Origin of the sequence: Pseudomonas sp. W2Aug9 (assembly GCF_023127755.1) — a bacterium.
GTDB lineage: Bacteria > Pseudomonadota > Gammaproteobacteria > Pseudomonadales > Pseudomonadaceae > Aquipseudomonas > Aquipseudomonas synxantha_A.
This window is the reverse complement of the sequence record NZ_SPKL01000028.1, coordinates 1-22,010: the sequence shown is the minus strand read 5'-3', so window position 1 is coordinate 22,010 and position 22,010 is coordinate 1. Positions and strand designations below refer to the sequence as shown.

General features: G+C 59.8%; 20 protein-coding genes, 1 tRNA gene and 1 pseudogene. 10 read left to right on the top strand and 12 right to left on the bottom strand.

What is annotated here, in order from left to right:
- The first annotated feature begins 18 nt into the window (after window positions 1–18).
- Genes E3O56_RS18075 through E3O56_RS18065 form a run of 3 tightly spaced genes read left to right on the top strand, consistent with a single transcriptional unit; the run spans window position 19 to window position 3,848 of the window.
- Complete coding sequence (locus E3O56_RS18075) at window positions 19–966, top strand: dihydrodipicolinate synthase family protein (protein ID WP_057012563.1); 948 nt, start codon at window positions 19–21, stop codon at window positions 964–966.
- Between the two features lie 60 nt (window positions 967–1,026).
- Window positions 1,027–2,598 (top strand): aldehyde dehydrogenase (NADP(+)), encoded by a 1,572-nt coding sequence (locus E3O56_RS18070; protein ID WP_248128670.1) that lies wholly within the window; start codon window positions 1,027–1,029, stop codon window positions 2,596–2,598.
- Between the two features lie 2 nt (window positions 2,599–2,600).
- Window positions 2,601–3,848 carry an FAD-dependent oxidoreductase gene (locus E3O56_RS18065; protein ID WP_248128669.1) on the top strand — a complete coding sequence of 416 codons (1,248 nt, stop codon included), beginning with the start codon at window positions 2,601–2,603 and terminating at the stop codon, window positions 3,846–3,848.
- Here E3O56_RS18065 and E3O56_RS18060 read toward each other — a convergent pair.
- Together E3O56_RS18060 and E3O56_RS18055 are read right to left on the bottom strand one after the other, a co-directional pair.
- Complete coding sequence (locus E3O56_RS18060; RefSeq protein ID WP_248128668.1) at window positions 3,819–4,766, bottom strand: ADP-ribosylglycohydrolase family protein; 948 nt, start codon at window positions 4,764–4,766, stop codon at window positions 3,819–3,821. The two genes, E3O56_RS18065 and E3O56_RS18060, sit on opposite strands and share 30 nt — an antisense overlap.
- Window positions 4,767–4,803: 37 nt before the next feature.
- Window positions 4,804–5,787 carry a GlxA family transcriptional regulator gene (locus E3O56_RS18055; RefSeq protein WP_050549421.1) on the bottom strand — a complete coding sequence of 328 codons (984 nt, stop codon included), beginning with the start codon at window positions 5,785–5,787 and terminating at the stop codon, window positions 4,804–4,806.
- A 553-nt stretch (window positions 5,788–6,340) separates the two neighbouring features.
- On the opposite strand from E3O56_RS18055, the gene E3O56_RS18050 reads away from it, so the two are divergent.
- On the top strand, window positions 6,341–6,586 hold the full coding sequence (locus E3O56_RS18050; protein ID WP_032875609.1) for a hypothetical protein: 246 nt from the start codon (window positions 6,341–6,343) through the stop codon (window positions 6,584–6,586).
- Window positions 6,587–6,648: 62 nt separating this feature from the next.
- Here the strand turns inward: E3O56_RS18050 and E3O56_RS18045 are convergent, their stop codons facing one another.
- The 4 genes from E3O56_RS18045 to E3O56_RS18030 form a co-directional block, all read right to left on the bottom strand.
- Window positions 6,649–6,816, bottom strand: coding sequence for a hypothetical protein (locus E3O56_RS18045; protein WP_216091436.1), 168 nt, complete (start codon window positions 6,814–6,816; stop codon window positions 6,649–6,651).
- Window positions 6,817–7,009: 193 nt separating this feature from the next.
- On the bottom strand, window positions 7,010–7,735 hold the full coding sequence (locus E3O56_RS18040; RefSeq protein WP_248128667.1) for an META and DUF4377 domain-containing protein: 726 nt from the start codon (window positions 7,733–7,735) through the stop codon (window positions 7,010–7,012).
- 230 nt (window positions 7,736–7,965) lie between these two features.
- Window positions 7,966–8,039: transfer RNA gene (locus E3O56_RS18035), tRNA-Cys, on the bottom strand.
- A gap of 214 nt (window positions 8,040–8,253) precedes the next feature.
- Window positions 8,254–10,533, bottom strand: a complete 2,280-nt coding sequence (locus tag E3O56_RS18030; RefSeq protein WP_248128666.1) for an acylase — start codon at window positions 10,531–10,533, stop codon at window positions 8,254–8,256.
- Between the two features lie 237 nt (window positions 10,534–10,770).
- On the opposite strand from E3O56_RS18030, the gene E3O56_RS18025 reads away from it, so the two are divergent.
- Window positions 10,771–11,151: a fe2+ zn2+ uptake regulation protein gene (locus E3O56_RS18025; protein ID WP_248128665.1), complete on the top strand. Its 381-nt coding sequence runs from the start codon at window positions 10,771–10,773 to the stop codon at window positions 11,149–11,151.
- Window positions 11,152–11,166: 15 nt separating this feature from the next.
- Here the strand turns inward: E3O56_RS18025 and E3O56_RS18020 are convergent, their stop codons facing one another.
- Entirely contained in the window at window positions 11,167–11,361 is a 195-nt protein-coding gene (locus E3O56_RS18020) for a hypothetical protein (RefSeq protein ID WP_005788056.1), read from the bottom strand.
- A gap of 316 nt (window positions 11,362–11,677) precedes the next feature.
- Between E3O56_RS18020 and E3O56_RS18015 the strand changes: the two genes are divergently transcribed.
- Entirely contained in the window at window positions 11,678–15,142 is a 3,465-nt protein-coding gene (locus E3O56_RS18015) for a membrane-targeted effector domain-containing toxin (RefSeq protein ID WP_146097877.1), read from the top strand.
- 47 nt (window positions 15,143–15,189) lie between these two features.
- On the opposite strand, the gene E3O56_RS18010 is transcribed toward E3O56_RS18015, so the two are convergent.
- From E3O56_RS18010 to E3O56_RS17990, 5 genes are read right to left on the bottom strand one after another with little or no spacing between them, the layout of a single operon-like run.
- A complete protein-coding gene (locus E3O56_RS18010; protein ID WP_177464484.1) occupies window positions 15,190–15,894 on the bottom strand; it encodes an ABC transporter permease in 705 nt (234 codons plus the stop codon).
- A 53-nt stretch (window positions 15,895–15,947) separates the two neighbouring features.
- Window positions 15,948–17,147: an ABC transporter substrate-binding protein gene (locus E3O56_RS18005; RefSeq protein ID WP_032875622.1), complete on the bottom strand. Its 1,200-nt coding sequence runs from the start codon at window positions 17,145–17,147 to the stop codon at window positions 15,948–15,950.
- Entirely contained in the window at window positions 17,134–17,937 is an 804-nt protein-coding gene (locus tag E3O56_RS18000) for an ABC transporter ATP-binding protein (protein ID WP_005788050.1), read from the bottom strand. The genes E3O56_RS18005 and E3O56_RS18000 overlap by 14 nt, the downstream gene beginning before the upstream one ends.
- On the bottom strand, window positions 17,934–18,995 hold the full coding sequence (locus E3O56_RS17995) for an acyl-CoA dehydrogenase family protein (RefSeq protein ID WP_032875625.1): 1,062 nt from the start codon (window positions 18,993–18,995) through the stop codon (window positions 17,934–17,936). The genes E3O56_RS18000 and E3O56_RS17995 overlap by 4 nt, the downstream gene beginning before the upstream one ends.
- A gap of 39 nt (window positions 18,996–19,034) precedes the next feature.
- Complete coding sequence (locus E3O56_RS17990) at window positions 19,035–19,595, bottom strand: carboxymuconolactone decarboxylase family protein (RefSeq protein WP_032875627.1); 561 nt, start codon at window positions 19,593–19,595, stop codon at window positions 19,035–19,037.
- A 103-nt stretch (window positions 19,596–19,698) separates the two neighbouring features.
- On the opposite strand from E3O56_RS17990, the gene E3O56_RS17985 reads away from it, so the two are divergent.
- The 4 genes and pseudogenes from E3O56_RS17985 (at window position 19,699) to E3O56_RS17970 (ending at window position 21,967) form a co-directional block, all read left to right on the top strand.
- Window positions 19,699–20,604, top strand: coding sequence for an AraC family transcriptional regulator (locus E3O56_RS17985; protein ID WP_032875630.1), 906 nt, complete (start codon window positions 19,699–19,701; stop codon window positions 20,602–20,604).
- A 39-nt stretch (window positions 20,605–20,643) separates the two neighbouring features.
- Window positions 20,644–20,874, top strand: a pseudogene (locus E3O56_RS17980) (aldo/keto reductase); the annotation flags it as partial.
- A 105-nt stretch (window positions 20,875–20,979) separates the two neighbouring features.
- The gene (locus tag E3O56_RS17975) at window positions 20,980–21,438 is read left to right on the top strand and encodes an SRPBCC family protein (RefSeq protein WP_248128664.1); all 459 of its coding nucleotides are present in this window, start codon (window positions 20,980–20,982) and stop codon (window positions 21,436–21,438) included.
- Window positions 21,439–21,520: 82 nt separating this feature from the next.
- Window positions 21,521–21,967, top strand: coding sequence for a DUF411 domain-containing protein (locus E3O56_RS17970; protein WP_032875638.1), 447 nt, complete (start codon window positions 21,521–21,523; stop codon window positions 21,965–21,967).
- Window positions 21,968–22,010 lie beyond the last annotated feature (43 nt).

The window sequence follows — 22,010 nt, the reverse complement described above, 5'->3', positions numbered from 1 at the left end:
CTGAATGGAGTTAGCACCATGAGCGACAACATCTTCACCGGCTGCATGCCCGCCCTGATGACCCCCTGCACCGCCGAGCGCCAACCGGACTTTGACGCACTGGTCGCCAAAGGCCGCGAGCTGATTGATATCGGCATGAGCGCAGTGGTGTATTGCGGCTCCATGGGCGATTGGCCGCTGCTCACCGAGGCTCAGCGTCAGGAAGGCGTGGCGCGTCTGGTCGCGGCCGGCGTGCCGACCATCGTCGGCACCGGCGCGGTGAACAGCCGTGAGGCGGTGGCCCACGCGGCCCATGCCGCCAAGGTCGGCGCCCATGGCTTGATGGTGATTCCCCGCGTGCTGTCCCGTGGGGCTTCGGTCACCGCGCAAAAGGCCCACTTCGCGGCGATCCTCAACGCTGCGCCCAACCTGCCGGCGGTGATCTACAACAGTCCCTACTACGGCTTCGCCACCCGCGCCGATCTGTTCTTCGAACTGCGCCGCGAGCACCCGAACCTGATCGGCTTCAAGGAGTTCGGCGGCGCCGCCGACCTGCGCTACGCCGCAGAAAACATCACCTCCCAGGACGATGATGTAACGCTGATGGTTGGCGTCGATACGCAAGTGGTGCACGGCTTCGTCAATTGCAACGCCACCGGCGCCATCACCGGCATCGGCAACGCCTTGCCTCGGGAAGTGCTGCAACTGGTGGCCCTGAGCAAAAAGGCCGCCAAGGGTGATGCCAAGGCGCGGCGCCAGGCCCGCGAACTGGAAGCTGCGCTGGCCGTGCTGTCGTCGTTCGATGAGGGCTGTGACCTAGTGCTGTATTACAAGCATTTGATGGTGCTCAACGGCGATCAGGGCTACGCCCTGCACTTCAACGAAACCGATGTGCTTAGCGCTGCCCAGCGCCGCTATGCCGAGCAGCAGTACGCGCTGTTCCGCCAGTGGTATGCCAACTGGTCGGCGGAACAGAACGTCGCTTGATTTTCTGTAGGAGTGAGCTTGCTCGCTCCTACAACACCCCTCTGTTTTTCAGGATGCCCCATGACTCTGACAGGCAAGATGCTGATTGGTCAGCAATCCCTTTGCGGCCATCGCGATGCGATCCGCGCTATCAACCCCGCCACCGACACGCCACTGGAACCCGCCTATGCCGGCGGCGATGGCGAGCAGGTCGAGCAGGCCTGCGCACTGGCATGGGCCGCGTTCGATACTTACCGCGAAACCACCTTGGCAGACCGCGCCGGGTTTCTTGAAACCATTGCCGATAACATCGAAGCCCTGGGCGATGAATTGATCGAACGCGCCAGCGCCGAAACCGGCCTGCCCCGCGCACGCATTCAAGGTGAACGCGGTCGTACCTGCGGGCAACTGCGCGCCTTTGCCCGCACTGTACGCCTGGGTGAATGGCTCGACGTACGAGTCGATACCGCGCAACCCCAGCGCCAACCGCTGCCCCGCGCCGACCTGCGCCAGCGACATATCGCCTTGGGCCCGGTCGCAGTGTTTGGGGCAAGCAACTTTCCCCTGGCCTTCTCCGTGGCGGGCGGCGATACCGCGTCGGCACTGGCAGCCGGTTGCCCGGTGGTGGTCAAGGCCCACAGCGCCCACCCCGGCACCAGCGAACTGGTGGGCCGCGCCGTTGCCCAGGCGGTCAAACAGTGTGGTTTGCCCGAAGGGGTATTTTCACTGCTCTATGGCGCGGGTAACGAGGTGGGTATCGCACTGGTGACCGACCCGCGCATCAAGGCCGTGGGTTTTACCGGGTCACGCGGTGGCGGTATCGCCCTGTGCCAGGCCGCGCAGGCACGCCCTGAGCCGATCCCGGTGTATGCGGAAATGAGTTCGATCAACCCTGTGTACCTGTTTCCTGCCGTGCTTGAAGCACGGGCCGAGGCATTGGCCGAAGGTTTCGTCGCGTCACTGACCCAAGGTGCCGGCCAGTTCTGCACCAACCCTGGCTTGGTAATCGCCGTGAAAGGCAGCGCCCTGGACCGATTTATCAAGGTCGCCAGTGATCTGCTTCCACGTTGCCCGGCGCAGACCATGCTCACCCCGGGCATTTTCAGCGCCTACGAAACCGGCGTGAATGCACTGGCCCAGCACGCCCAGGTTGCCGCCAAGGGCCTGGCGGGAGCTGGGCCGAACCAAGGCCAGGCCCATCTGTTCGTAACTCAGGCCCAGGCATTCCTGAGCAACGAACACCTGCAGGCCGAGGTCTTCGGCGCCGCCTCGCTGGTGGTGGAATGCGGCGATGCCGAGCAAGTGCGACGGGTATCCGAACACCTGGAAGGTCAACTCACCGCGACCTTGCATATGGATGACCTGGATCTGCCACAAGCCCGGGCCCTGCTGCCCGTGCTGGAGCGCAAGGCCGGGCGCCTGTTGGTCAACGGCTGGCCGACCGGCGTGGAAGTCTGCGATGCGATGGTGCATGGCGGGCCGTTCCCGGCGACCTCGGATGCGCGCAGCACCTCGGTGGGCACGGCGGCGATCCAAAGGTTCCTGCGGCCGGTGTGCTATCAGGATTTTCCGGATGCCTTACTGCCCGATGCGCTCGGGCACGACAACCCGCTAGGGCTGCGGCGCCTGCTTGACGGCCAGAGAGAGGCGTAGCCATGGCCCAGCCCAATCAAGCAGACATTGTGGTGGTGGGCGCCGGCATCATAGGCGTCGCCTGTGCCTTGCAGCTGGCGCGCCAGGGCCGCCAAGTGCTGGTGGTCGACACGCAGGCGCCGGGCATGGGCGCCTCCTACGGTAATGCCGGTCATCTGGCGACAGAGCAGGTATTTCCCATTGCTGACCTGTCGATCCTCAAGCGCTTGCCGGCCATGCTGCTGGACCCCATGGGCCCACTGCGCCTGGACTGGACCTACCTGCCCCGCGCCCTGCCCTGGTTTATTCGCCTATTGTTGAATCTGCGACCGGCAAGCTACCAGCGCACCGTGGCCGGCCTGCGTGCATTGAACGAAGGCAGCCTGGGCGCGTGGCAGCGCTTGCTGCACTCCATTGGGCAAGCGCATTTGTTGCGTGAAGACGGTTCACTGCTGGTGTTTGAGCGCGCCGAATCCCGCGCTGCCATCGATGCGTTGCAGCAGCGCATGACTCAGCAAGGTGTAGCGGTGAACTTCTGGAGCGGCGATGCGGTGCGCAAGGCCGCGCCACAACTGAGCGACGCGATACAAGGCGGATTGTTCTTCCCCACTACCGGGCACTTTCTCGACCCGTACACCGTGGTGGGCGAACTGGTGAACGCGGCCAAGGCCGAGGGTGTGCAATTTCTGAAGCAGCGCGTGTTGGATGGACGCCTGGAGGGCAACGGCGTTTCATTGATGACCGACCAAGGTGTACTGACAGCGCGCCAAGTACTCATCGCCTGCGGTGCGCACTCGGCCAAACTCACCGCCGCACTGACCGGCAAACAGGTGCCGCTGGACACCGAGCGCGGTTATCACCTGATGCTGCCCCACGAGCATCAGCGCCTGCCCTTTGCCGTCACCTCGCTGGAGCGCAAGTTCATCATGACCCCCCTGTCCGGCGGTTTGCGCCTGGCCGGCACAGTCGAATTCGCCGGCCTCGACCGCCCGGCCAATATGCAACGGGCCTGGCAGCTGCATCGCTTGAGCAAAGGACTGTTTCGTCACGACCTCAGCGACCGTGGCGCCACGCCGTGGATGGGGTTTCGGCCGTCCCTGCCCGACTCGCTGCCGATCATCGACCGGGTGTGCGACGGCAAAGTACTGCTTGCGTTCGGGCACCAGCATTTGGGGCTGACACAGGCGGCGGTGACCGCCGAAAGGGTTGGGCAACTCGCGACGGGAGAGCGGGTGGCTGAGTTACGGCCCTATCGATTGGAGCGGTTCTAAGCCTTGTCGCTGCATGAGCGAGGCACTGTATAAGGCATCAGCGGTGTCTTGGATTTCATCGTGCATCCATAGCTTGTCCAGCCAACCGATAGGGATAGCGTGCACACCATAATATGCACCTGCCAATTGACCTACGATTGCGGCGGTGGTGTCAGCGTCATCCCCCAGATTTGCGGCAGCAAGCACAGCCTCAGCGAAACTGGCAGTGTAATCGAAGCACCAGAATGCGGCCTCCAGGGAAGCCACCGCGTAACCTGAGCCGACGATTTCGGTGTGCGTTTTATCGCGGTATTCGCCGCGTGCGATAGCCGTGACCTTTGGAGCTGACAAAGAGGTATTTGAGAAGCTCAGCACTTCACCTTTCGAAACACCGCTCAGTGCGTTACCGATGGCTTCTGCCAGCAGTTGGCAACACTCGATGGCTTCCTGGGCAGCATGGGTTGTGCGTGAGCTTTGCGCAGTGAAACGGCGGATGTTCTCCAAGTCTGGGAAATAGAACAACACCACAGGCGCAAGGCGCATCATTGATCCATTACCGGCGGAATAGGGATTCGTTGAGCCCGAAAAACCGTCGCCAGTTTGCTGAAACATCGCCAACGCATCGCGAATCGTCATCCCGATATCGAAACACTCACCGGTAGAGCTCAGATACCCGCACTTCCACCAATTCAGATAACGTCCCATCTGGTCGTTCGCATCGAAGCCGCCCTTGTGCAACAAGCTTTCGGCCAGACACAGCGCCATGGACGTGTCGTCCGTCCATTGGCCAGGCTTGAGATTGAACGGCCCGCCTCCCAGCATATCTGTGACGGAAGAAAAGCTGCCGCGGGGCATGAATTCAACCGTGGTTCCTACTGCGTCGCCGCACGCCAGCCCAAGCAAGCTGCCGCGATAACGATCCATAAGCGTTATGACCATTTACATTCCTTCAGAAGGCGCTTCAACTCCTGCCACGTTACCTGACCAACCGCTTCTCCTTGGAGGGGCGATATCCGAAATACGCGCTGTAGCACTTGCTGAAATGGCTCGGCGAGACAAACCCGCATGCTACCAGCACATCCACCTGTGACAGTTCGGTATGCTGCAACAGGCGCCGCGCTTCGGTCACACGCAGTTCCATGTAGTAGCGTTGTGGCGTAGTTCCCAGTTGCTCCTTGAACAGGCGCTCCAGTTGGCGGCGGGAGCGACCGGCATAGACGGCGAGTTGATCGAGTTCCAGGGGTTCTTCGAGGTTGGCGTCCATCAACTTCACCACTTCACGCAGCGGTGCGCTGACACAGACGTTTTCGGTGGGTTTGATACGGCGATAGCGCGACTCTTCGAACGCCAGGATATCTTCGATACCTTCGACCAATGCTTTGCCATGCAGGCTCTTGATCCAGTCCAGCGCCATGTGGAAAGCACCGGAGGGGCTGGACGCAGTGAGGCGATCACGGTCGATCACGTAGGGCTCGCTGGTGACCTGTGCGCCTTTGGATACTTCCGCCAGCGCCGGACGGTGCTCGGGGTGAATGGCGCAGCGATAGCCCTGTAACAGGCCGGCGCGACCGAGAAACCACGAGCCGTTCCACAGACCCGCCAGGCTGACACCCGCCTCGGCCGCGCTGCGCAACAGCTGGATAAAGGGTTCGCTGGCCTTGAGTTCGGTGCGAAAGCCCCCGCAGATGACCAGCAGGTCCAAGTCCGGCAAGACCGCAGGTTCCAGGCTCGCATCGGGGCGGATGACCAGGCCCAGGTCACTGATGACTTCGCCTTCACCCCAACCGAAGGTGCGCGAAGCAAATAGCTCGGGGCGCAACAGATTGGCGGTCACCAGCGTGTCCAGGGTCTGGGTGAAAGCGGGCAGAGAGAAGTGTTCAAGTAGCAGGAAACCGACGCGGGTCACCAACGCTGCTTGCCGGGAGGGATCGTTGAGGTAGCGCAGGTTCTTGCCTTGCATGCCACCGCTGAACTGGCGTCTTTCCATCGAGGGTGGACCCACTCTTATTGTTGATGCAGTGGGCGCTATCTTAGGGGCAAATGCGGTGGCTGTCTCAGGGCGCGGCGCTGATCTTTATAAAAACTGTTGGCTTGAAAAGGCCCGGCGCAGGCGCTAACGGGCAATCTGATACGGTTTTTTCTTTTCTATCTGCGTCTGTATTGAAAACCGCTCCAGGCGGACAATAGCCCCATCCCGACATTCCTGTCGTCCCCCCTTCCCTTCGGAGGCCTTATGACCAAGATGGCAATTTTCCTGTTCGGCTTTTTGGTGCTGACCATTGGTATCGGGATGCTGGCGACTATTTCGCCTGTGTAGGCGCATTTCAATTCAGGAGCGCGTTTCACAAAGCTTTCACAGACGAGCGCCTATTGTGCCTACAGCTCCTGAAAACATCCCCTTTAGCCCGCCCCCCATCGCGGGCTTTTCTTTGTCCGTAATTTTCCCTTGTGCGTCGGTATGACTACCCTGTCGTACACGCTTAAGCTTTTTACCCCACACAGAGTGCACGCTTTTGATAGACGACCTCGACGGCCCCAGGACAGCACAACAGGAACTGTTCTACGACCTTGAAGACGCCAGCGCGGTTATCGGCTGGTCGGTGGTGCAACTGACGGCATTGGCAGCTGGCGGCGCATCCAATAACGTAGCGACGTTAACGAAAGTCTGCGCGCTACTCACAGCTCAGCAGCAAAGGCTTGAAGCCTACGCAAGTGAAGTCAAGGCCCAGAGAATCAATAGATCCGAGGCCAGTGGCTGACGCCGAGCCTCGGAGCATCGAACTAAAACCGGCGCGAATGGCTGGCCCGGATTTATGCTCAATCAGCGGTTTTGAGCGGAAGGCTGCTGATTACCACCTTGTTGTTTTTTTACACGCTTGCGTGACCTGAGCTCGTATTGATGGTGAATAAACCAGGCAATCAACAGCACGCCCGTCACGGCGAAAACCAGGGTCAACAGCTCTATTGCGGTGCCTTCGTGTGAAAACATTTTTTCGTCCCTCATCCTGAAGTCGTTTGACCGAAAAAAGCCAAACCGAAATTATTTGTAATAATTCAAACATTTTCAGGGTAGTTGGCAAACACACACGTGACAACCCCAACCGAGCTGGAACCGTTGATCTAGACATGTCACTCGTCGAAAACCGGCCATTTTCTCGAACGTCACCGGCTTTGGGTCTCGGTTACTGACTAGTCCCGGAAGCGTCCTGCTCGACCACCATATCCAGTACGTAGACCTTTGAAGGTGCGTCTGCGGGCGGATTTTTCCATTCGTATTGCTTGACCCGCAGTACAGTGCGCACGCCGTCATGATGCTCGAAGCCTTCGATAGACTGATACAGCGGATGCCACGCATCCTGGGTCGCAAGTTGCAGGCCGGCGTCGTCATAGCGTCGCTCGCGCACTTGAAGGCACTGATAGTCAGGAATCATCGGGTGACTGCACTTGACGGTCTTGGCGGCCACCTCCAGGAATTTGACCTCACCCTTGCTCCCGTAACGCGTCTGCGGCGTAGCCTCGCCCTGCAGCTTGAGCACCGAGCCGTTGGCGGTAGTCAGTTGCAGCGTCGGCGCCGTGTTATCGCCGGTGATGACGGCGCGCAGGTCGCCCTTGAACAGTCGAGCGACCTCTGCGTCAAGGTCCATCAGGCTCTTGTCGCAAGCCATAAGCGTTGAAGCCAGTGACTGCACTTTCAACACCCCATCCTGATACTGATAGCCGCCGAACTGGCCGTTGCAGCCACCGCTGATATTCAGATTCTTGTCACCGAAGGAAACGCGCAGCTTGCGCTCGATGCCTTTGTTCAGAGCGATGAAAGGTTTACCCGAGGCATCATTGGCCGAAACCAGGTTCCAGTAATAGGCGGGTAAAGCTGGCTGGGCTACAGCAGCCGAGGTAGTCGGGAGCATGGAGGGCGAGTCCTCATGGCTTTTGGAGGTGGAGGCACAGCCCTGGATCAGTACAGCGCAAACGGCTGCAAGAAGAATGTTCTGTTTCATGGTTGTCTCGGTCAGCTTTGATAAGTACGGACATAGTCCTGCGCTTGCCAACATACGCACTGAATAAGTGCACGGGAAGCGTTGCCAAATCGCAGGCAATAAAAAACCCCGTAGACGTTAATCTACGGGGTTTTCAAGAGTGGAGGCCGAGGTCGGAATCGAACCGGCGTAGGCGGATTTGCAATCCGCTGCATAACCATTTTGCTACTCGGCCTCAAACGATCAATGCCCTTATCGCTGACATTCACCGCATACAAACTTGAGTGGGCTATGTGAAGCCTGCCTCTACTCTAACTCATTGAATACATTGAAGTTTTTAATGCTTCATTGCGTTCGATGGGCGCCATTATGTACTCATTTGCCTATGCCTGCAACCCCTTGATTTCAAAAAATATTCTGCTCTGGCATCAAGGGGTTGCGGGTCTGCCCTACTCCTTCACGGTGTGGAGCTGGTACTGCGGATCGGCCTTGATCTGAGCGTCGGTGAACGGCAACGGGCGCAGTTTTTTCTCGGAGAAGGCCTGGGTCTGGTCCTTTGAGTAAGGGGACGCCGGGTTGCTGGATTCGGAGAACGCCAGCACGCCGACTGCGTTGGGGCCGTCGTTATCGAAGGTGACGATTTGCAGGTAGCTGGTACCGCTGACGACCTCGCGCTTGCCGTCGGCGCGGGGCACGGTTTGCATGGCGTTGTAGACACCCAGTTCTTGCGGGCCGCCGTGGATGGGGGTTTGGCCGCTGACCTGGATCTCACCCCAACGGCTCAGGCCGAGTTGGTTGACGTCTGCGCTGGAGGCCAGCATGGCTTCACGCAGCGCGGCGGCCACCGGCGCGCGATCGATGGCGAGGCCGCGGGGCGTGGTCAGGGGGTGGGCCGGGTCGAAGGCGACACGCCAGGCATCGGGAGTTTGCTGCAGGTGCTGCATCAGGTTGATGAAGTGCACCAGGCCGATGCCGCTGTCGAGGTTGGCGCGCCGGTCCCAGGTTTTCAAGCTGGTGCACAGTGGCTGGAGCGCGGCGGCGTCGGTGCCAAGTTGCTTGGCGCAAAAATCGAGCAGGTCCGGCATGACTTGGCCCGCCAGGTACACCTCGTTGTCCATGACCATGTTTTGCAGGTCGCTGACGCTGATCGGCTGTTTGTCCAGGGATTGCAGGCGTTGCAGGGCGAAACGTGCGCGTGGACTCAGGCCAATATTGTCCTGGCTGATCACCGGCGAGAACCCGCTCAGCGGCGCCTCGGGGTTAGCCATCCAGGCAGAGTCGTTGGAGTGCTGTACATAGTCGGTGCGTTGCAACTGCGGCAACTGCGCCGCCGGGAAGATCCCTGCTTGCGCAGCCTTGGGGTCGATGTCCCAGGCGCAGGCGCTGCGGCTGCCGTCGAGCATGATCATTTGCAGGCCGGCCCGTGGGTCGCTGCATTGCGCCAGTTTGGCGGCGCTGACGTTGGGTACTACCGACAGGTTCATGTACAGGCTCTGCCCCTGATCATCGGCAGCCAGGGTGTTGACCCATGGGATGCCCTGAAGGGAGTGCACCGCAGTTTGCAGCTCAGTGATGCTGCCCGCACGGTTCATGGCATGCCACTGTTGCAGTACGCGGTCGTTGCCCAGGTTCGCGTCGCGCAGGCTGAAGGCGTATTTGTTGTCCCAGTCCAGCTTGCCGGGCCATTGCACCACGGGGCCGAACTGCGAACTGTAGACGGTGTGGGCAACGTCCTTGAGGCTGCCATCGGCCTGTTTGACCTGCACGGTCAGCGTGGTTTTATCCAGGGCAACGGACTTGCCGTCGAGCATATAGCGCGTGGAATCCTTGGGGTCCAGGGTCAGTCGGTACAGGGTGAAATGCTTGGAGGTGTCCACTGTATGCGTCCACGCCACGTGCTGGTTGAAGCCGATATTCACCACGGGTAAACCTGGCAGTGCGGCACCCATTACATCCAGTTGGCCAGGGATGGTCAGGTGCATTTCGTAGAAACGCATGCCACCCACCCATGGGAAATGCGGGTTGGCCAGCAACATCCCACGGCCATTGAAAGAACGATCACGCCCCACCGCGACGGCATTACTGCCCCGGTCGAGGCTGAAGCGTTGCTGATGCGCGGCGGCCTGTGCAAATGCCTGCGCGCCGGGTTGCACACCGGCGACGGCTTGGGGCGGCGTGGCGCCCACCAAGGCTTCGGCGAACTGGCCAACGCCACCTTCTACCAGCAACCGGCGCGTCAGTTTGACCAGATCCTCTTTAACCAGCGGTCGTACCCACGCCGCCTGGCATTGTGCGGGCGCGCCCTGCTCCTTCAAATAGCGGTTATAGCCGGCCACGTAGCCTTCGATACGCTGGCGGATCTGCGGGGTCTGCGCACGCCAGAATGCCTGCACCGCGCCGGGTGTATTGAGCCAGGTAAAGAACACATCGCTGGCAAGGTTGTTGCGTTCCTCCAGGGTTGCCTGCTCGGGGCCGAAATAGCGCGCGCGCTCGCCGTTCACCGTGACCACTTCATTGGCCAGCAGGCACAGGTTGTCCTGGGCATACGCGTAACCGATGCCAAAGCCCAGGCCGCGCTCGTCGTCGGCGCGGATATGTGGCACGCCGTAAGTGGTACGGCGAATATCGGCCGACGCCTGAGCCACATGCTCGCGCGCCGAGGCCGCAAAACTCAGCCCCAGTAACACCCCTGCCACGCAGACTCTGGACAACCCGTTGGAAATAATCACGCAGACCCCGCAGTCAAATTGAACACCCTCGGTAGATACAACTACCCCACCGTAAGGACGCATTTAACCGGGAATAATTTAGCCACGAACGGGGCTTATCCAGGCCGGCGACAGTGTGACAAACCTGATACCGACAAATTTTCTACATTCGGCACTTCATGATTTTGCTCTCTCGTTCGTCTTATTGAATAAGAGCACCATCATTTTCCTGATCAGGCTCTGATAAGGAGTTTTTGCATGTACAACCCGCAAGTGCCCACGGATGGACATTCACCGACTGCCGAGGCCAACTACGGCAACGGTTCACAAGACTTTGGCAAGGCACCCGAACAGCAAGGCAACCAGCGCATTCGCCATTTGCTCAAGTGTTTCGGTCTGCGCACCAGCCTGATTCGGCTGAAGGTCATCGACGCCCTCCTCAGCGCCGCCGACAATCAGCGCACCCTGGGGGTGCGGGGCGTGCACAGCCACTTGCTGGAGCTGGGCATCCCGTTGTCGTTTCTCAGTGTGCGTGAGGTGCTCAAGCGTCTGTGCAGCGAGGGCGTGATCACCCTCAATGCCGATAAAAGCTACAGCCTCCATGAAGAGGCTGCCAAAGTGCTCGAAGGTCGCGCCTGAGTCACGCCGCGCTGATCAGAAGTGCGGCTTGACCTTGCGACGCATGATGCCGTTGATCACCACTACCACCACGGCAATCGCAATGGCCAGGTACTGGAAGGTCTTTTCGCTGATCACGCCAATGTTCTGCAGGTAGGACAGGCCGAACATCGAGGCCAGCACGGCCAGGGCGATCAGAATCGAGTATTTCAAGCGTTGCTTTTGGGTCATGACGAAGTTCCTGAACCTTAAAGAATGTATCCGCTGTGTTTCGCCGCACATACCCGAAAATCGGGACGAACCGGGTCGGCTGCGTCTCATGTTACAGGCGATCAAAAATTTTGGCTTGTTCGGCGCTCACACGGGCCGTCGGTTTTAATCGTTGAGAGGGCAATCCCCTCGCGTCTTGCTGACTTGATTTCTCACACACCACGGGTAGCCATGTGGGAACCGTAATGCCCAGAGCGCACACGAATCAGTGCGCTCAAGCTACAGGTATGTAGCCTTTTGGAGCGTTGACGTTTCCATGCCTGAAAGGTGAGTGACTGTGAACATTCAACATGCTGCCCCACTTCGTAGTTTGCAATTTTCGCCGCTATCTACCGACCTTCCCCAAACACCGCCAGATGTTGACGCTCAGGTGGGCGATACCACCGCCACCGCTGAGCCAGCGCTGCCGGATGGACGCCAGACACTGAGAAAAAAATTAAGCGACCGCCAGGAGCTGCATAACCTTGCCAAGGCCCTCGATACGGCGCTGGAGAAACTGCCCGAAGACGCAACACCAGAGGCCGTAGCCGCGTATTTCCTGTCCACCCATCTCACGCTTGCGTCCGCCGATGCGTCCCCACGCACCGCCAGCCTCGAATCGCTCATCAAAGCAGCAAGCCCTTACTATCCCAAGACCCGAGTAGAGCTGCAGGAGCTTGCCCAGAACCTCTGCGAGCACGTCCAGAAGCACCCATTGGGCAACTTGAGTGGTGCTCTGGCCTGGACACTGCCATTGAGCATTGAACATCAGCGCACGGCCTACAATGTCATCGCGTCGAATAGCGCGAATCTGCCAGGCTTGCCACTGCCCAAGCCTGGCGTCGGCGCCCTGGACTACCTTGCCAACGCCGTCACCCTGTCTCCACAACTGATGCAAGACCCTGCTGCCGCGCTGGAGAAACTGCTCGACTCACCGCAAGCCGCAGCGCTAGGCGCCGCGGTTCAAGCCAGTGTGGGCGGGATTGCCACAAGCAGCAGCGCCAATGACTATGTGCTGGCGACCATCCATTTGAGCCTCGACCCTGAAGCGCTGGATCAAAAATCCAATCGAAACATAGTGGCCGGCTTTGATTTGGGCGTCGAAATCCACAGGGACTCATCGCCCGCCTCCGTGGTTGAGGCCCTTGCCAATCACCTGAGCAGCACTGGCCGTACTTCCCCTGCTACCGCCGCGCTGGCAGCCCGGTTGCTGCTGATGCGGGTCGCCCCCCAGTTTTTGATCAAAGACATTCCAGCGTCAGTACGTTGCCACAGCCAGGCGTGGGCAAACTTATGTATCGCGGTGGCCGGTATCGAAGCCCACACGCCCGGGAGGACGATGAACATGAACTTCGCCGAAGTGATGTGCGCAGACCCGTCGCAATACCCAGCCAGTGAAGCGGCAAAGAAAAATGCACTGATTGACTGGTGTGTGGCCAACGACGTGATTTACCGCTTCGACGACGCACACTACACCGCGGAGGATTTCGAGTACGCCCGCACAGCTTTCAATGCTCAACATGAAGCGTTGAAAGAGGCGTCCGCTTTGCTCGACAAGCCCTTGCCGAATCGAGAAAGAATGGCACAAGAACGAATCCAGCAGCACTTGGGTGATGACTTTCCTCTGGATGACAAACTCTTTTGTCTGAATTATCACAAGATGGGGCTCAAGGGCCAACGCTTCGGCCCTCTCTACTCGCTGCGCGAGCTCACCATGCAAGGGCTGAAAATCAACACCAACGACTGGGTGATCCGCAATAACACCAAGGGCGTCAACCTGGGTGCCGTCGCTCTTTTCACCCACAGCCCACACTTCAACGTCCCCCAGGAATTTGATAAACAATTCGCCGAAGTAACGACCCATTGTAAAAAAATCCACCATTACACGTGGATGAATGCCATTACCCAGTTGCCTGTCGCAGATCGAGAGATTTTAAACAACGCAAAGCTTAGTTTTTATCAAGAGAACACCTACCGCAGCTCGCCTATTCCGTTTTGGCCAAACAAACTGTTCCACACCAGCCCAAGAGTTTTGATGCAAGCAGAGCTCAAGGGCGAGAAACACGTCTACGAATTCGACCCGGTCACCGCGACTATCAAAAAAGCTTCTTCGGGACGCATCGCAGCGGATGAATACATAGCCAATGAAGTCACCAAGATCGAAGCGCTCCCACTCAGCAAGAACCTGAATAATCTGGGTGTCGAAAAGACCCGAGAAGGCCCCCCTGTCAATACATTCAAAAACCCACGCATCCACGACATCGCCCAGATGATAGTCAACGCGCAGGGCATCGACAGTGACGCCGTCAGGCGGCAAGCAGAAGGTAGGACGTCTACGGAGAGGAACCGTGACACCCTCAATACCATCGGCGAATTTATCCTCGACCTGATTCCGCTGAGAACGGCCATCGTCAATTGGCGTAACGGCAACTATAAAGATGCGGCTGTCGATCTGGCATTTGACGTCTTCGGTTTTCTCACTGCCGGCGTGGGCACCGCGTCAAAACTGCTGAAGGGCGCGCATAAAACCAGCAACGCCATCAGCAAACTGGCGCGCGCCACACGAATAATCGGCGCCGACGTCTTGAGCGCTTTCAACCCGCTGGGTGGTTTAGGCGATGCAGCGGTGGGCGCCGGCAAGCTGGCTCTGGCAGGTGCCGGCGCCGCCGGTGACGGCATACAGCGTCTGCGAGGCATGGCCAGGGGCAGCGACCTGATCGAGGCAGGCGCGCCCTTCGATGATGTCGCTATCGGCCTGTTCAAGCGTGGTGACAAAAACCTGGAAGCCTCTGCCGTTCTACATGAGGGCAAATGGTACGCCGTAGATGCGGGCACCCGGGAGCCTTACGGCCCGCCTCTCGATGCGTTCGTTCCGACGCATACTTACATGCCTGTGGCATACGCCCCGAGTCATTCGCAAGCGCATCGATTCGACCCGATAGGTCGACCTACACGTCCCAGGATCAGCAGCAAAGTCACAAGAAAGGAGCTGCCCAAAGGCAGCTATGTAGAAAGCATGAAAGGGAAACTGGAGCCAGGGCACTTCCTGCGCGGTGACGGCAAAGATGAAACCCTGAAAAAATTCATCGAGGAAATGTACGAGACCTATGACGCCCTCAAAGAGGGCGCCCTGCCACCACGCATAGTGGCGCCGCAAATCTCCAAGACCGCGCCCGCAGCCGAAGTGATCACAGAGGCACTGAAAGTTTCCAATGGCATCGTGTTCGGAGAGTCCCATAAAGAGATGGCCAGCTTTAAGTTGCTCTTCGACAACGTTGAGAAATTCAAACAGGAGGGGGTGAAGAAGATCTATTTCGAGGGCGTCATCGACTTACCTTCCAAGGGCATTGTCGATGATGGCATCGGCAACCTTGCCAATCCCGACCTCCCTCGCACCCAACCGACATTTGACGAGCTCAAAGCCAAATTCGAATTGCATGGCATCGAAGTGTTGCCGCTTGATCACTATTATTTAACCCGGCATAAAGACGCAAAACTAGGCCGCACCGAGACAGGGTTCGGCTCCAGGCAACGCCTCGAAGAGTTCAATTACTATGCGTCAGAAGTGATCCAGGCCAACTCCGGAACGGAAAAGTGGCTTGCCTTGGTCGGTCAATCACACATGAATACCACTGAGGGTGTTCCGGGCTTGGCCGAGATGACAGGCAGCATCAGTATCGGGGTCTTCGACAAACCTTCGCCCAACGTACGAAACCCTCTCTCCCCCACAGACTTGCCAGGTGACCTGGTTATTCAGGTTTAACCCTGCCCTGCGCTTCGAGCGACAGTGTGTCGCTCGAATGTGCGTGTTTATCCCCGCTGCACCCAGCGCTGGTGCAGCCCACGTGCCAGCGCATCCAGCGCAAACCCCAACAGCCCGATCACCACCACCATCGCCATCAACTCCGAATACGCCAGGCGATCACGGGTATCGAGGATGTAATAGCCCAGCCCTGCACTGACCCCGAGCATCTCGCACGGCACCAGCACGATCCATAGGATACCGATGGCCAGGCGTACGCCGGTCAGCACATGCCCGACCACACCAGGAATGATGACTCGACGCAACGTCTCCCAGCGCGTGGCACTCAGGCTCTTGCTCAACTGCAACCACCGCGGGTCGAGTTGACGCACGCCGGCTGCGGTGTTGAGCACGATCGGCCATACCGCGGCAAACGCCAGCAGGAAATAGATCGGCTGGTCGCCTACCCCCATGAGCATCACCACGATCGGCATCCAGGACAACGGCGAAATCATCCGCAGAAACTGGAAGGCCGGCGTAGTCGCCGCCTCCAGATTGCGCGAACTGCCCACCAGCAGACCCAGTGGCACCCCGATCAACAGCGCAAGAAACAGCCCGACAAAGATACGCTTGAGGCTCACGGCGATGTGCAGGTACAGCTCACTGCGGCCAAGCAATTCCCACAGGCTGCTTGCGGTGGCCGCCAGCGAAAAGCGCGCCGACAGGCCATCGGCCTCGCCGAACACTTTCACACCCAGCCACCACAGCAACATCAAACCTGCCAAGCCGCTCAACCCCAGCGACCAGCCCAGGATTCTACCGTTGTTCAAACGCCAATCTCCTCATGCCGCTCATAGCCGTCCGGCAAGCCGAAGGTTTTCATGCCGCCCACCGCTTCGATCGCCTGACGCACAAAGCGATCATCCACCAGGTCCTTGGCGACAAACGCCGGATCGAGGTCAGCGAGGAATTTCTTGTCGCCTTCGATCAGAGTGTCCTTCAAGCGCCGCACCAGTTCCTCGGTATAGCTCGGAAATGGATAAGGCTGGAAATCGATGCGGTGCTCGTCCCAATTGGCATGCTGGATCGCCCCGTCCGCCAAATAGGCGGCGCGGTCGCTGGCAGCCGGGGCCAGGACTTTGCTCAACACCGGCTCGGCGTGTGGCGTGTAACGGTTCGGGCCATCCTTGGACAAGAGTTTCACCGCCTCTTCGCGGTTGTCGCGGGTCCACACCTGGGCCTTGACGATGGCGTTCACCACCTTCTGCGACCACTCCGGGCGGTTGGTCAGGTCGTGCTCGTGCATGAACACCACGCAGCACGCGTGGTTGCGCCACACATCACCGGTAAAGCGCTGCACGCGGCCGACCTTGAGGTTCTCGGCCAGCGCGTTGAACGGCTCGGCGACGATATAGCCGTCGATGCGCTTGCTGGCCAGTGCGGGCGGCATGTCCGACGGCGGTAATACGATCAGGTTGACTTCATTGGCGGCAATCGAACTGCCGGTCGCACGCGTCACCGGCGTGAGGCCGTTGTCGCGGAACAGTTGCTGCACCACCACGTTATGGATCGAGTACCAGAACGGAATCGCCACCGACTTGCCGCCCAGTTGCTTCACATCGGTTATGCCTGGCGATACGGTCAGGCCCGAGCCACCCACATGGTTCCAGGCCACGACTTTGGCCGGCACCTTGCTGCCGTAGCGCGCCCACACGGTCATCGGTGACAGCAGATGAATCACGTTGACCTGCCCTGAGATGAACGCTTCGATCACCTGAGCCCAACTGCGCAACAGTACCGGACGTTCGGCCTTGATGCCTTCGGCTTCGAACAGGCCGTTGTTGTGGGCAACCAGCAACGGCGTGGCGTCGGTGATCGGCAGATAACCGATACGCACCGGCGCGTCGGGCTCATTGGCGGCGCGCGCCTGCAGGCTGCTCAACAGCGGCAAGGCGCCGGCGGCACTGAGCACCGCCGAGAGTTTGAGAAAGTCACGGCGCGAGTGGGTCAGGTCATCCAGACACATGGCTAAGCTCCTGTTGTTCAAGGGGGTTGGGTTGAGGGCGGCTCGCCTGCCGTAAGGTTTTCAGAATATCGATACGCAGCGCGCCGATGGCCTCGACCTGTTCGTCCCGAGGTTGCGGCAAGTCGATATGCCATTCACCCAACGTCCGCGCCGGGCGGTTACCCAGTAGCAGGATGCGGTCGGACAGCAGTAGCGCTTCGTCAATGTCATGGGTGATCAATACCGCCGCCGAACCTTGCTCACGGTTGACCTTGAGCAGCAGGTGCTGCATGTCGGCGCGGGTCACTTCGTCCAGCGCGCCGAAGGGCTCATCCAGCAGCAGCACTTGAGGCTGGCGGGCCAGGCAGCGGGCCAGCGCGGTGCGCTGGGCCATGCCGCCGGACAGTTGCGCCGGGAACTGCTGGCGCGCATGTTCCAGGCCTACCGCCGCGATGGCGTGGTCGACACGACGGCGGCGCTCTTCAACACTCAGGTGCGGCTGGCGGGCGAAGTCCAGGCCGAAGGCGACGTTTTTTTCCAGGTTCAACCAGGGCAACAGGCTGGGGTCTTGAAAGGCCACCGCCACCCGTGGGTGCGGACCGCTCAAGGGTTCGCCCAACACGTGCACACGACCGGCCTGGGGTAGCTGCAAGCCGGCAAGCACACGCAGCAGGCTGGATTTGCCCACGCCGCTGGGCCCCAGGATCGACACCACTTCGCCCGCCTGCAACTGCAAGTCAAACCCTTGCAGTACCGGGCCGCTAGCATACCCCAGGCAAATCCCCTGGGCCGTCATGACCGCCTGGCTCATAGGTTGGCCTGGCGCTGCAACTCAGTGCGCAGTTGCACCAGGCTGGGCGTCACAATCGGCACAAATGCCGACTCGCGCCAGCGCCGCGCAAAGCCACTACCGTGGGCGGTGAGGTAGGCTTTGCCGCCACTGGCCTGCAGTTCAAGCTGCACGGCGCTGGCGGCGGTTTCTGCCAGGGCAATGCGCAGCTTGAACAAGGGGATCGGCTCGGCAGCAAAACGCCCAGCCAGCAACCCGCTCTTGAGCTCGCTGACCAGATGGTCCAGCGTCGCCCGCAAGGCTTCCAGCTCTTCGCGCAACACCGTACGGCTGGCCCCCAGATGATTGGCCACCTCGGCCAGGGAGCGGCGGGCCAGGCCAATCGACATGCCGCACTGCAAACCAAGGAACGCCGGGCGCACTGCCGGCAGGAACTTGCGCGCGTCCTCGTGCAGCAACCAGTCACGGCTCAGCTCCACGCCTTCCAGGCCAAGGGCAGCGGTGTTGCTCGATTGCAACCCAAGCAGCTCCAGATCGCGGGAGCGCTGCAAGCCCGCCACTGAATCCGGGATCGCCAGGATAAACGGCGTACCACCGCCCGCATGTTCGATAGCAGCTGCGGCGACAAAACCATTCTTGCGCAGGTTGGTCACCCAATGCAGACGACCGTTGAGCGTCCAGCCATGCTCGTTGGGCTCGGCGCTGATCTGCAACGACTCGATACCCGATATGAACTTCATCGCATTCGACAGCCCGGTGGCTCCGGCCAACTTGCCGCTGAGCAGGTCCGGCATCAGGTGTTCGCGCAGGCGCTGATTGGGGCTCTGCAACAAGTACTCGATAAACGAGCGCTGGCCCCAGCACACAAATGCCGCCGCCAGGGAATGGCTGGCCACATTGGCGATGGCCTCGACCGCACCCGCCACATCACCGCCCAGCCCGCCCAGTTGGGTGGGCACACCGATTTTCAGAATATTGGCTTCTGCCAGGCGTGGCAGCACTTCCTGTGGATCGCAACTGCCCACGTCCAGGGCCTGCGCTTGAACATCGAGCCAACGGCTCAAGATTGGGTCAAGCATTCATGTCTCTCCTTTTACAGCAGGTGGACCAACGCCGATTCAGCTTGCCGGTTTTTCCCAGCGGTACTGCGCCAGTTCCGGGTTCAGCGGGGTACGGGCAAACACGTTAGCGAAGTTGCACAGGGTTGCCAGGCTTACGCCCAGGATGACCTCCAGCGCGTGGCCCTTGGTATAGCCGGCCGCGAGAAACGCCTCAAAGCCGGCATCGCTGACATCACCCCGAGTGGCGATCACTTCACGGGTAAAGGCGGCGAGTGTCTCATAGCGAGTGTCAGGCAGCTCACCCAGCCGGCGCAGGGCCTCGATCACGTTCTCGGGCAGCTTGGCCTTGTTGCGCGCAACGGCGGTGTGGCCGGCCACACAGAAATCGCACCCGTGGGTAGTAGCAGCAATCAACTGCACCACTTCGCGGTCGGCCAGGCTCAGTTCGGCCTTGGCATTCAAGCCGGAGACAGTGATATAGGTTTCCAGCGCCGCCGGTGCATTGGCCAACACCGCCAGCAGATTAGGAATGAAACCCGAGGCCTTCTGCGCATTTTCCAGGAAAGGTTTCGCCGCTTCCGGGGCGGTGTCAGGGGTGAGCAACGGTACACGGGACATGGAGTGGTCTCCTGTTGGGTTCGAGTGCGCCAGTCTGTTGGTTCTAAAAAAATCGCTCAATAGGCTAAAGTAGCGATTACTTGCTCTTGAGTCTTTCCATTAGATGAATTCGTCCAGCACTCTTGTCGATTGGTTATTAGATAGCCTTGAACTCAATACCAATTTGTTTCACGTCGGCCGCTACTGCGGTGACTGGCACGCCAGCACGCACAGCCTGGCCCAGGCAAGCTTCCATTTGATCGTGCAGGGCGATTGCTGGCTGCATATCGACGGTGATCCAACGTCCCGGCACCTGAACAATGGTGACGCCGTGTTTCTACTGCGTGACCTGGCCTATCGGTTGTCCGGGGAAAGTATCGCGGCAAGCGCCCAAGAGTGCCCTCGCCGGCCGATGCTGCCCCTCGATAGCAGTGCCATGGATGGCGTGGGCCTGGTTTGCGGCTTCTTCCATTTCCAATCCGGCTTGTCGGCGATGATTGTCGACAGCCTGCCCGCCTGGATCATCCTGCGTGCCGGTGATCCATCGTTGACCGCTGCGCGCAATCTGTTCGAATTGATCCTGCAGGAGTGCGAGCGCCTACCCGCGCCCTCCTCGGCCTTGCTCGAACGTCTTTGCCACTTGTTGTTTTTATATGTACTGCGCCAGCAAGTCATCGACAACACTGAGCTGGGCGGCCTGGCAGCGCTGGGCCGGCAACCGGCATTTGCCGGCCTGCTGGAGCAGCTGATTGCGCGCCCGGCCGAGCCCTGGAGCCTGGAAAGCATGGCGGCGTGCACGGGGTTATCCCGTTCGGCGTTTTTCAAGCGTTTCAGGGAGTTATGCGGGCAGTCGCCGGGGCAGGTATTGCTGGTGATACGTATGCGCCATGCCTGTGGGCTGCTCAAGGCGGACCAGACCGTGGCCGAGGTCTCGCTGGCAGCCGGGTATCAGTCGGTGGCCGCATTTACCCGGGCCTTTCATAAAGTCACCGGGCAGCAACCTGGCGCCTATCGCAGGGCACAAGCCTAACCTTGTAAACCCGTGCCGGGCCGAGCACGCAAGTGCACCAACCAATCCGTGACGGCCGAGCAACTGGCACTGGCCTGGGTATTGGCCCAAGGTGACTACATCATCCCAATCCCCGGGACCAAGCGGCGTACCTACTTGCAAGAGAATGTCGCGGCGGTATCGATCACCCTCAGCAAGGACGAACTGGCTGGGCTGGATGCAATCTTCCCGGCCGATGCAACCGCCGGTTTGCGCTACCCCAAGGAAGTGATGGCCCTGTTGGATATCTAATTTTCAGCGTGCTGATCAACGGCCTGAATACTCCCGTGCGAAGCGCGGGAGCCAGACTATTCTGACAGCTCCCAGTGTAAAAACCCGCCACACAGGAGGTGTGCCATGCACGCGACTGAGCAGCCGATCCGCTTGGAGCAGATCAGTCAGGAACGCTTTATCCAGGCCCCAATCCATACTGTTTACGATTATGTAACCCAGCCCGACCGCTGGCACGAATGGCACCCCTCCTCCCTTAGCGCCGACACCGGCACCCGCGGCTCGTTGTCGGTCGGCTCGCGCTTTACTGAAGACATCGATCTGCTGGGCATTCGCGTATCCATGAGCTACCGCGTGCAAATCGCTCGCTGCCCCGACGAGTTCAAGACCGTGTTCACCTCACTGGCGGTGGACGGTTGTATCCATTATTTTTTGCAAGCCCATCAGGGTGGCACTCGGTTCAAGCGCGTATTGACGTATGAAACCGAACTGCAACTCGCTACCTTGCACAAACGCATGATCAAACTCTCCGCCATTGCCCTGGACCAGCTCAAGCAGCGGTTGGAAAGCCCAGGCTTCGTATAATTTAGAAACATTACCAGCGCGTCTCAGTGTAAAAAGCAGGGAGAATGCGCGGTTTATTGCTGCGCTTTCAGTGAGACCCCTGATGAAAAACCCATTGCGACTGGCCTTGCTCTGCACCCTGCTTGCCACCCCCCTGGCCCAGGCCGCCGAGCTGATTCCCATCGATGTACACCGCGATGCCAATTGCGGTTGCTGCAAAAAATGGATCAGCCATCTGGAAAACAACGGTTTCAAGGTCAACGACCACGTTGAAGCAGACATGAGCGCGGTCAAGCAACGCCTGGGCGTCGCCCCGCGCCTCGGTTCGTGCCATACCGCTGTGATCGACGGCAAGTTCGTCGAAGGCCATGTACCCGCCGAGCAGGTGTTGGCCTTGCGCCAGCGTCATGACCTGCTGGGTCTTGCCGCACCGGGCATGCCTTTGGGCTCGCCGGGTATGGAAGTGGAAGGGCGTAGCGAGGCGTATCAAGTCATCGGTCTGACCCGTGAAGGCAAGGATGTGGTGGTGGCCGACTACCCGGCCCACTGACCGGTGCTGATGGGTTACCTGGGGCTGTTCGGCGCGGCGTTTG

Bases quoted from the DNA above. Each gene is read 5' to 3' on its own strand.
- E3O56_RS18075 (WP_057012563.1), top strand. From the start codon at position 19: ATGAGCGACAACATCTTCACCGGCTGCATGCCCGCCCTGATGACCCCC.
- E3O56_RS18070 (WP_248128670.1), top strand. From the start codon at position 1,027: ATGACTCTGACAGGCAAGATGCTGATTGGTCAGCAATCCCTTTGCGGC.
- E3O56_RS18065 (WP_248128669.1), top strand. From the start codon at position 2,601: ATGGCCCAGCCCAATCAAGCAGACATTGTGGTGGTGGGCGCCGGCATC.
- E3O56_RS18060 (WP_248128668.1), bottom strand. From the start codon at position 4,766: ATGGTCATAACGCTTATGGATCGTTATCGCGGCAGCTTGCTTGGGCTG.
- E3O56_RS18055 (WP_050549421.1), bottom strand. From the start codon at position 5,787: ATGCAAGGCAAGAACCTGCGCTACCTCAACGATCCCTCCCGGCAAGCA.
- E3O56_RS18045 (WP_216091436.1), bottom strand. From the start codon at position 6,816: ATGTTTTCACACGAAGGCACCGCAATAGAGCTGTTGACCCTGGTTTTC.
- E3O56_RS18040 (WP_248128667.1), bottom strand. From the start codon at position 7,735: ATGCTCCCGACTACCTCGGCTGCTGTAGCCCAGCCAGCTTTACCCGCC.
- E3O56_RS18025 (WP_248128665.1), top strand. From the start codon at position 10,771: ATGTACAACCCGCAAGTGCCCACGGATGGACATTCACCGACTGCCGAG.
- E3O56_RS18020 (WP_005788056.1), bottom strand. From the start codon at position 11,361: ATGACCCAAAAGCAACGCTTGAAATACTCGATTCTGATCGCCCTGGCC.
- E3O56_RS18010 (WP_177464484.1), bottom strand. From the start codon at position 15,894: ATGTTGCTGTGGTGGCTGGGTGTGAAAGTGTTCGGCGAGGCCGATGGC.
- E3O56_RS18005 (WP_032875622.1), bottom strand. From the start codon at position 17,147: ATGTGTCTGGATGACCTGACCCACTCGCGCCGTGACTTTCTCAAACTC.
- E3O56_RS18000 (WP_005788050.1), bottom strand. From the start codon at position 17,937: ATGAGCCAGGCGGTCATGACGGCCCAGGGGATTTGCCTGGGGTATGCT.
- E3O56_RS17995 (WP_032875625.1), bottom strand. From the start codon at position 18,995: ATGCTTGACCCAATCTTGAGCCGTTGGCTCGATGTTCAAGCGCAGGCC.
- E3O56_RS17990 (WP_032875627.1), bottom strand. From the start codon at position 19,595: ATGTCCCGTGTACCGTTGCTCACCCCTGACACCGCCCCGGAAGCGGCG.
- E3O56_RS17985 (WP_032875630.1), top strand. From the start codon at position 19,699: ATGAATTCGTCCAGCACTCTTGTCGATTGGTTATTAGATAGCCTTGAA.
- E3O56_RS17975 (WP_248128664.1), top strand. From the start codon at position 20,980: ATGCACGCGACTGAGCAGCCGATCCGCTTGGAGCAGATCAGTCAGGAA.
- E3O56_RS17970 (WP_032875638.1), top strand. From the start codon at position 21,521: ATGAAAAACCCATTGCGACTGGCCTTGCTCTGCACCCTGCTTGCCACC.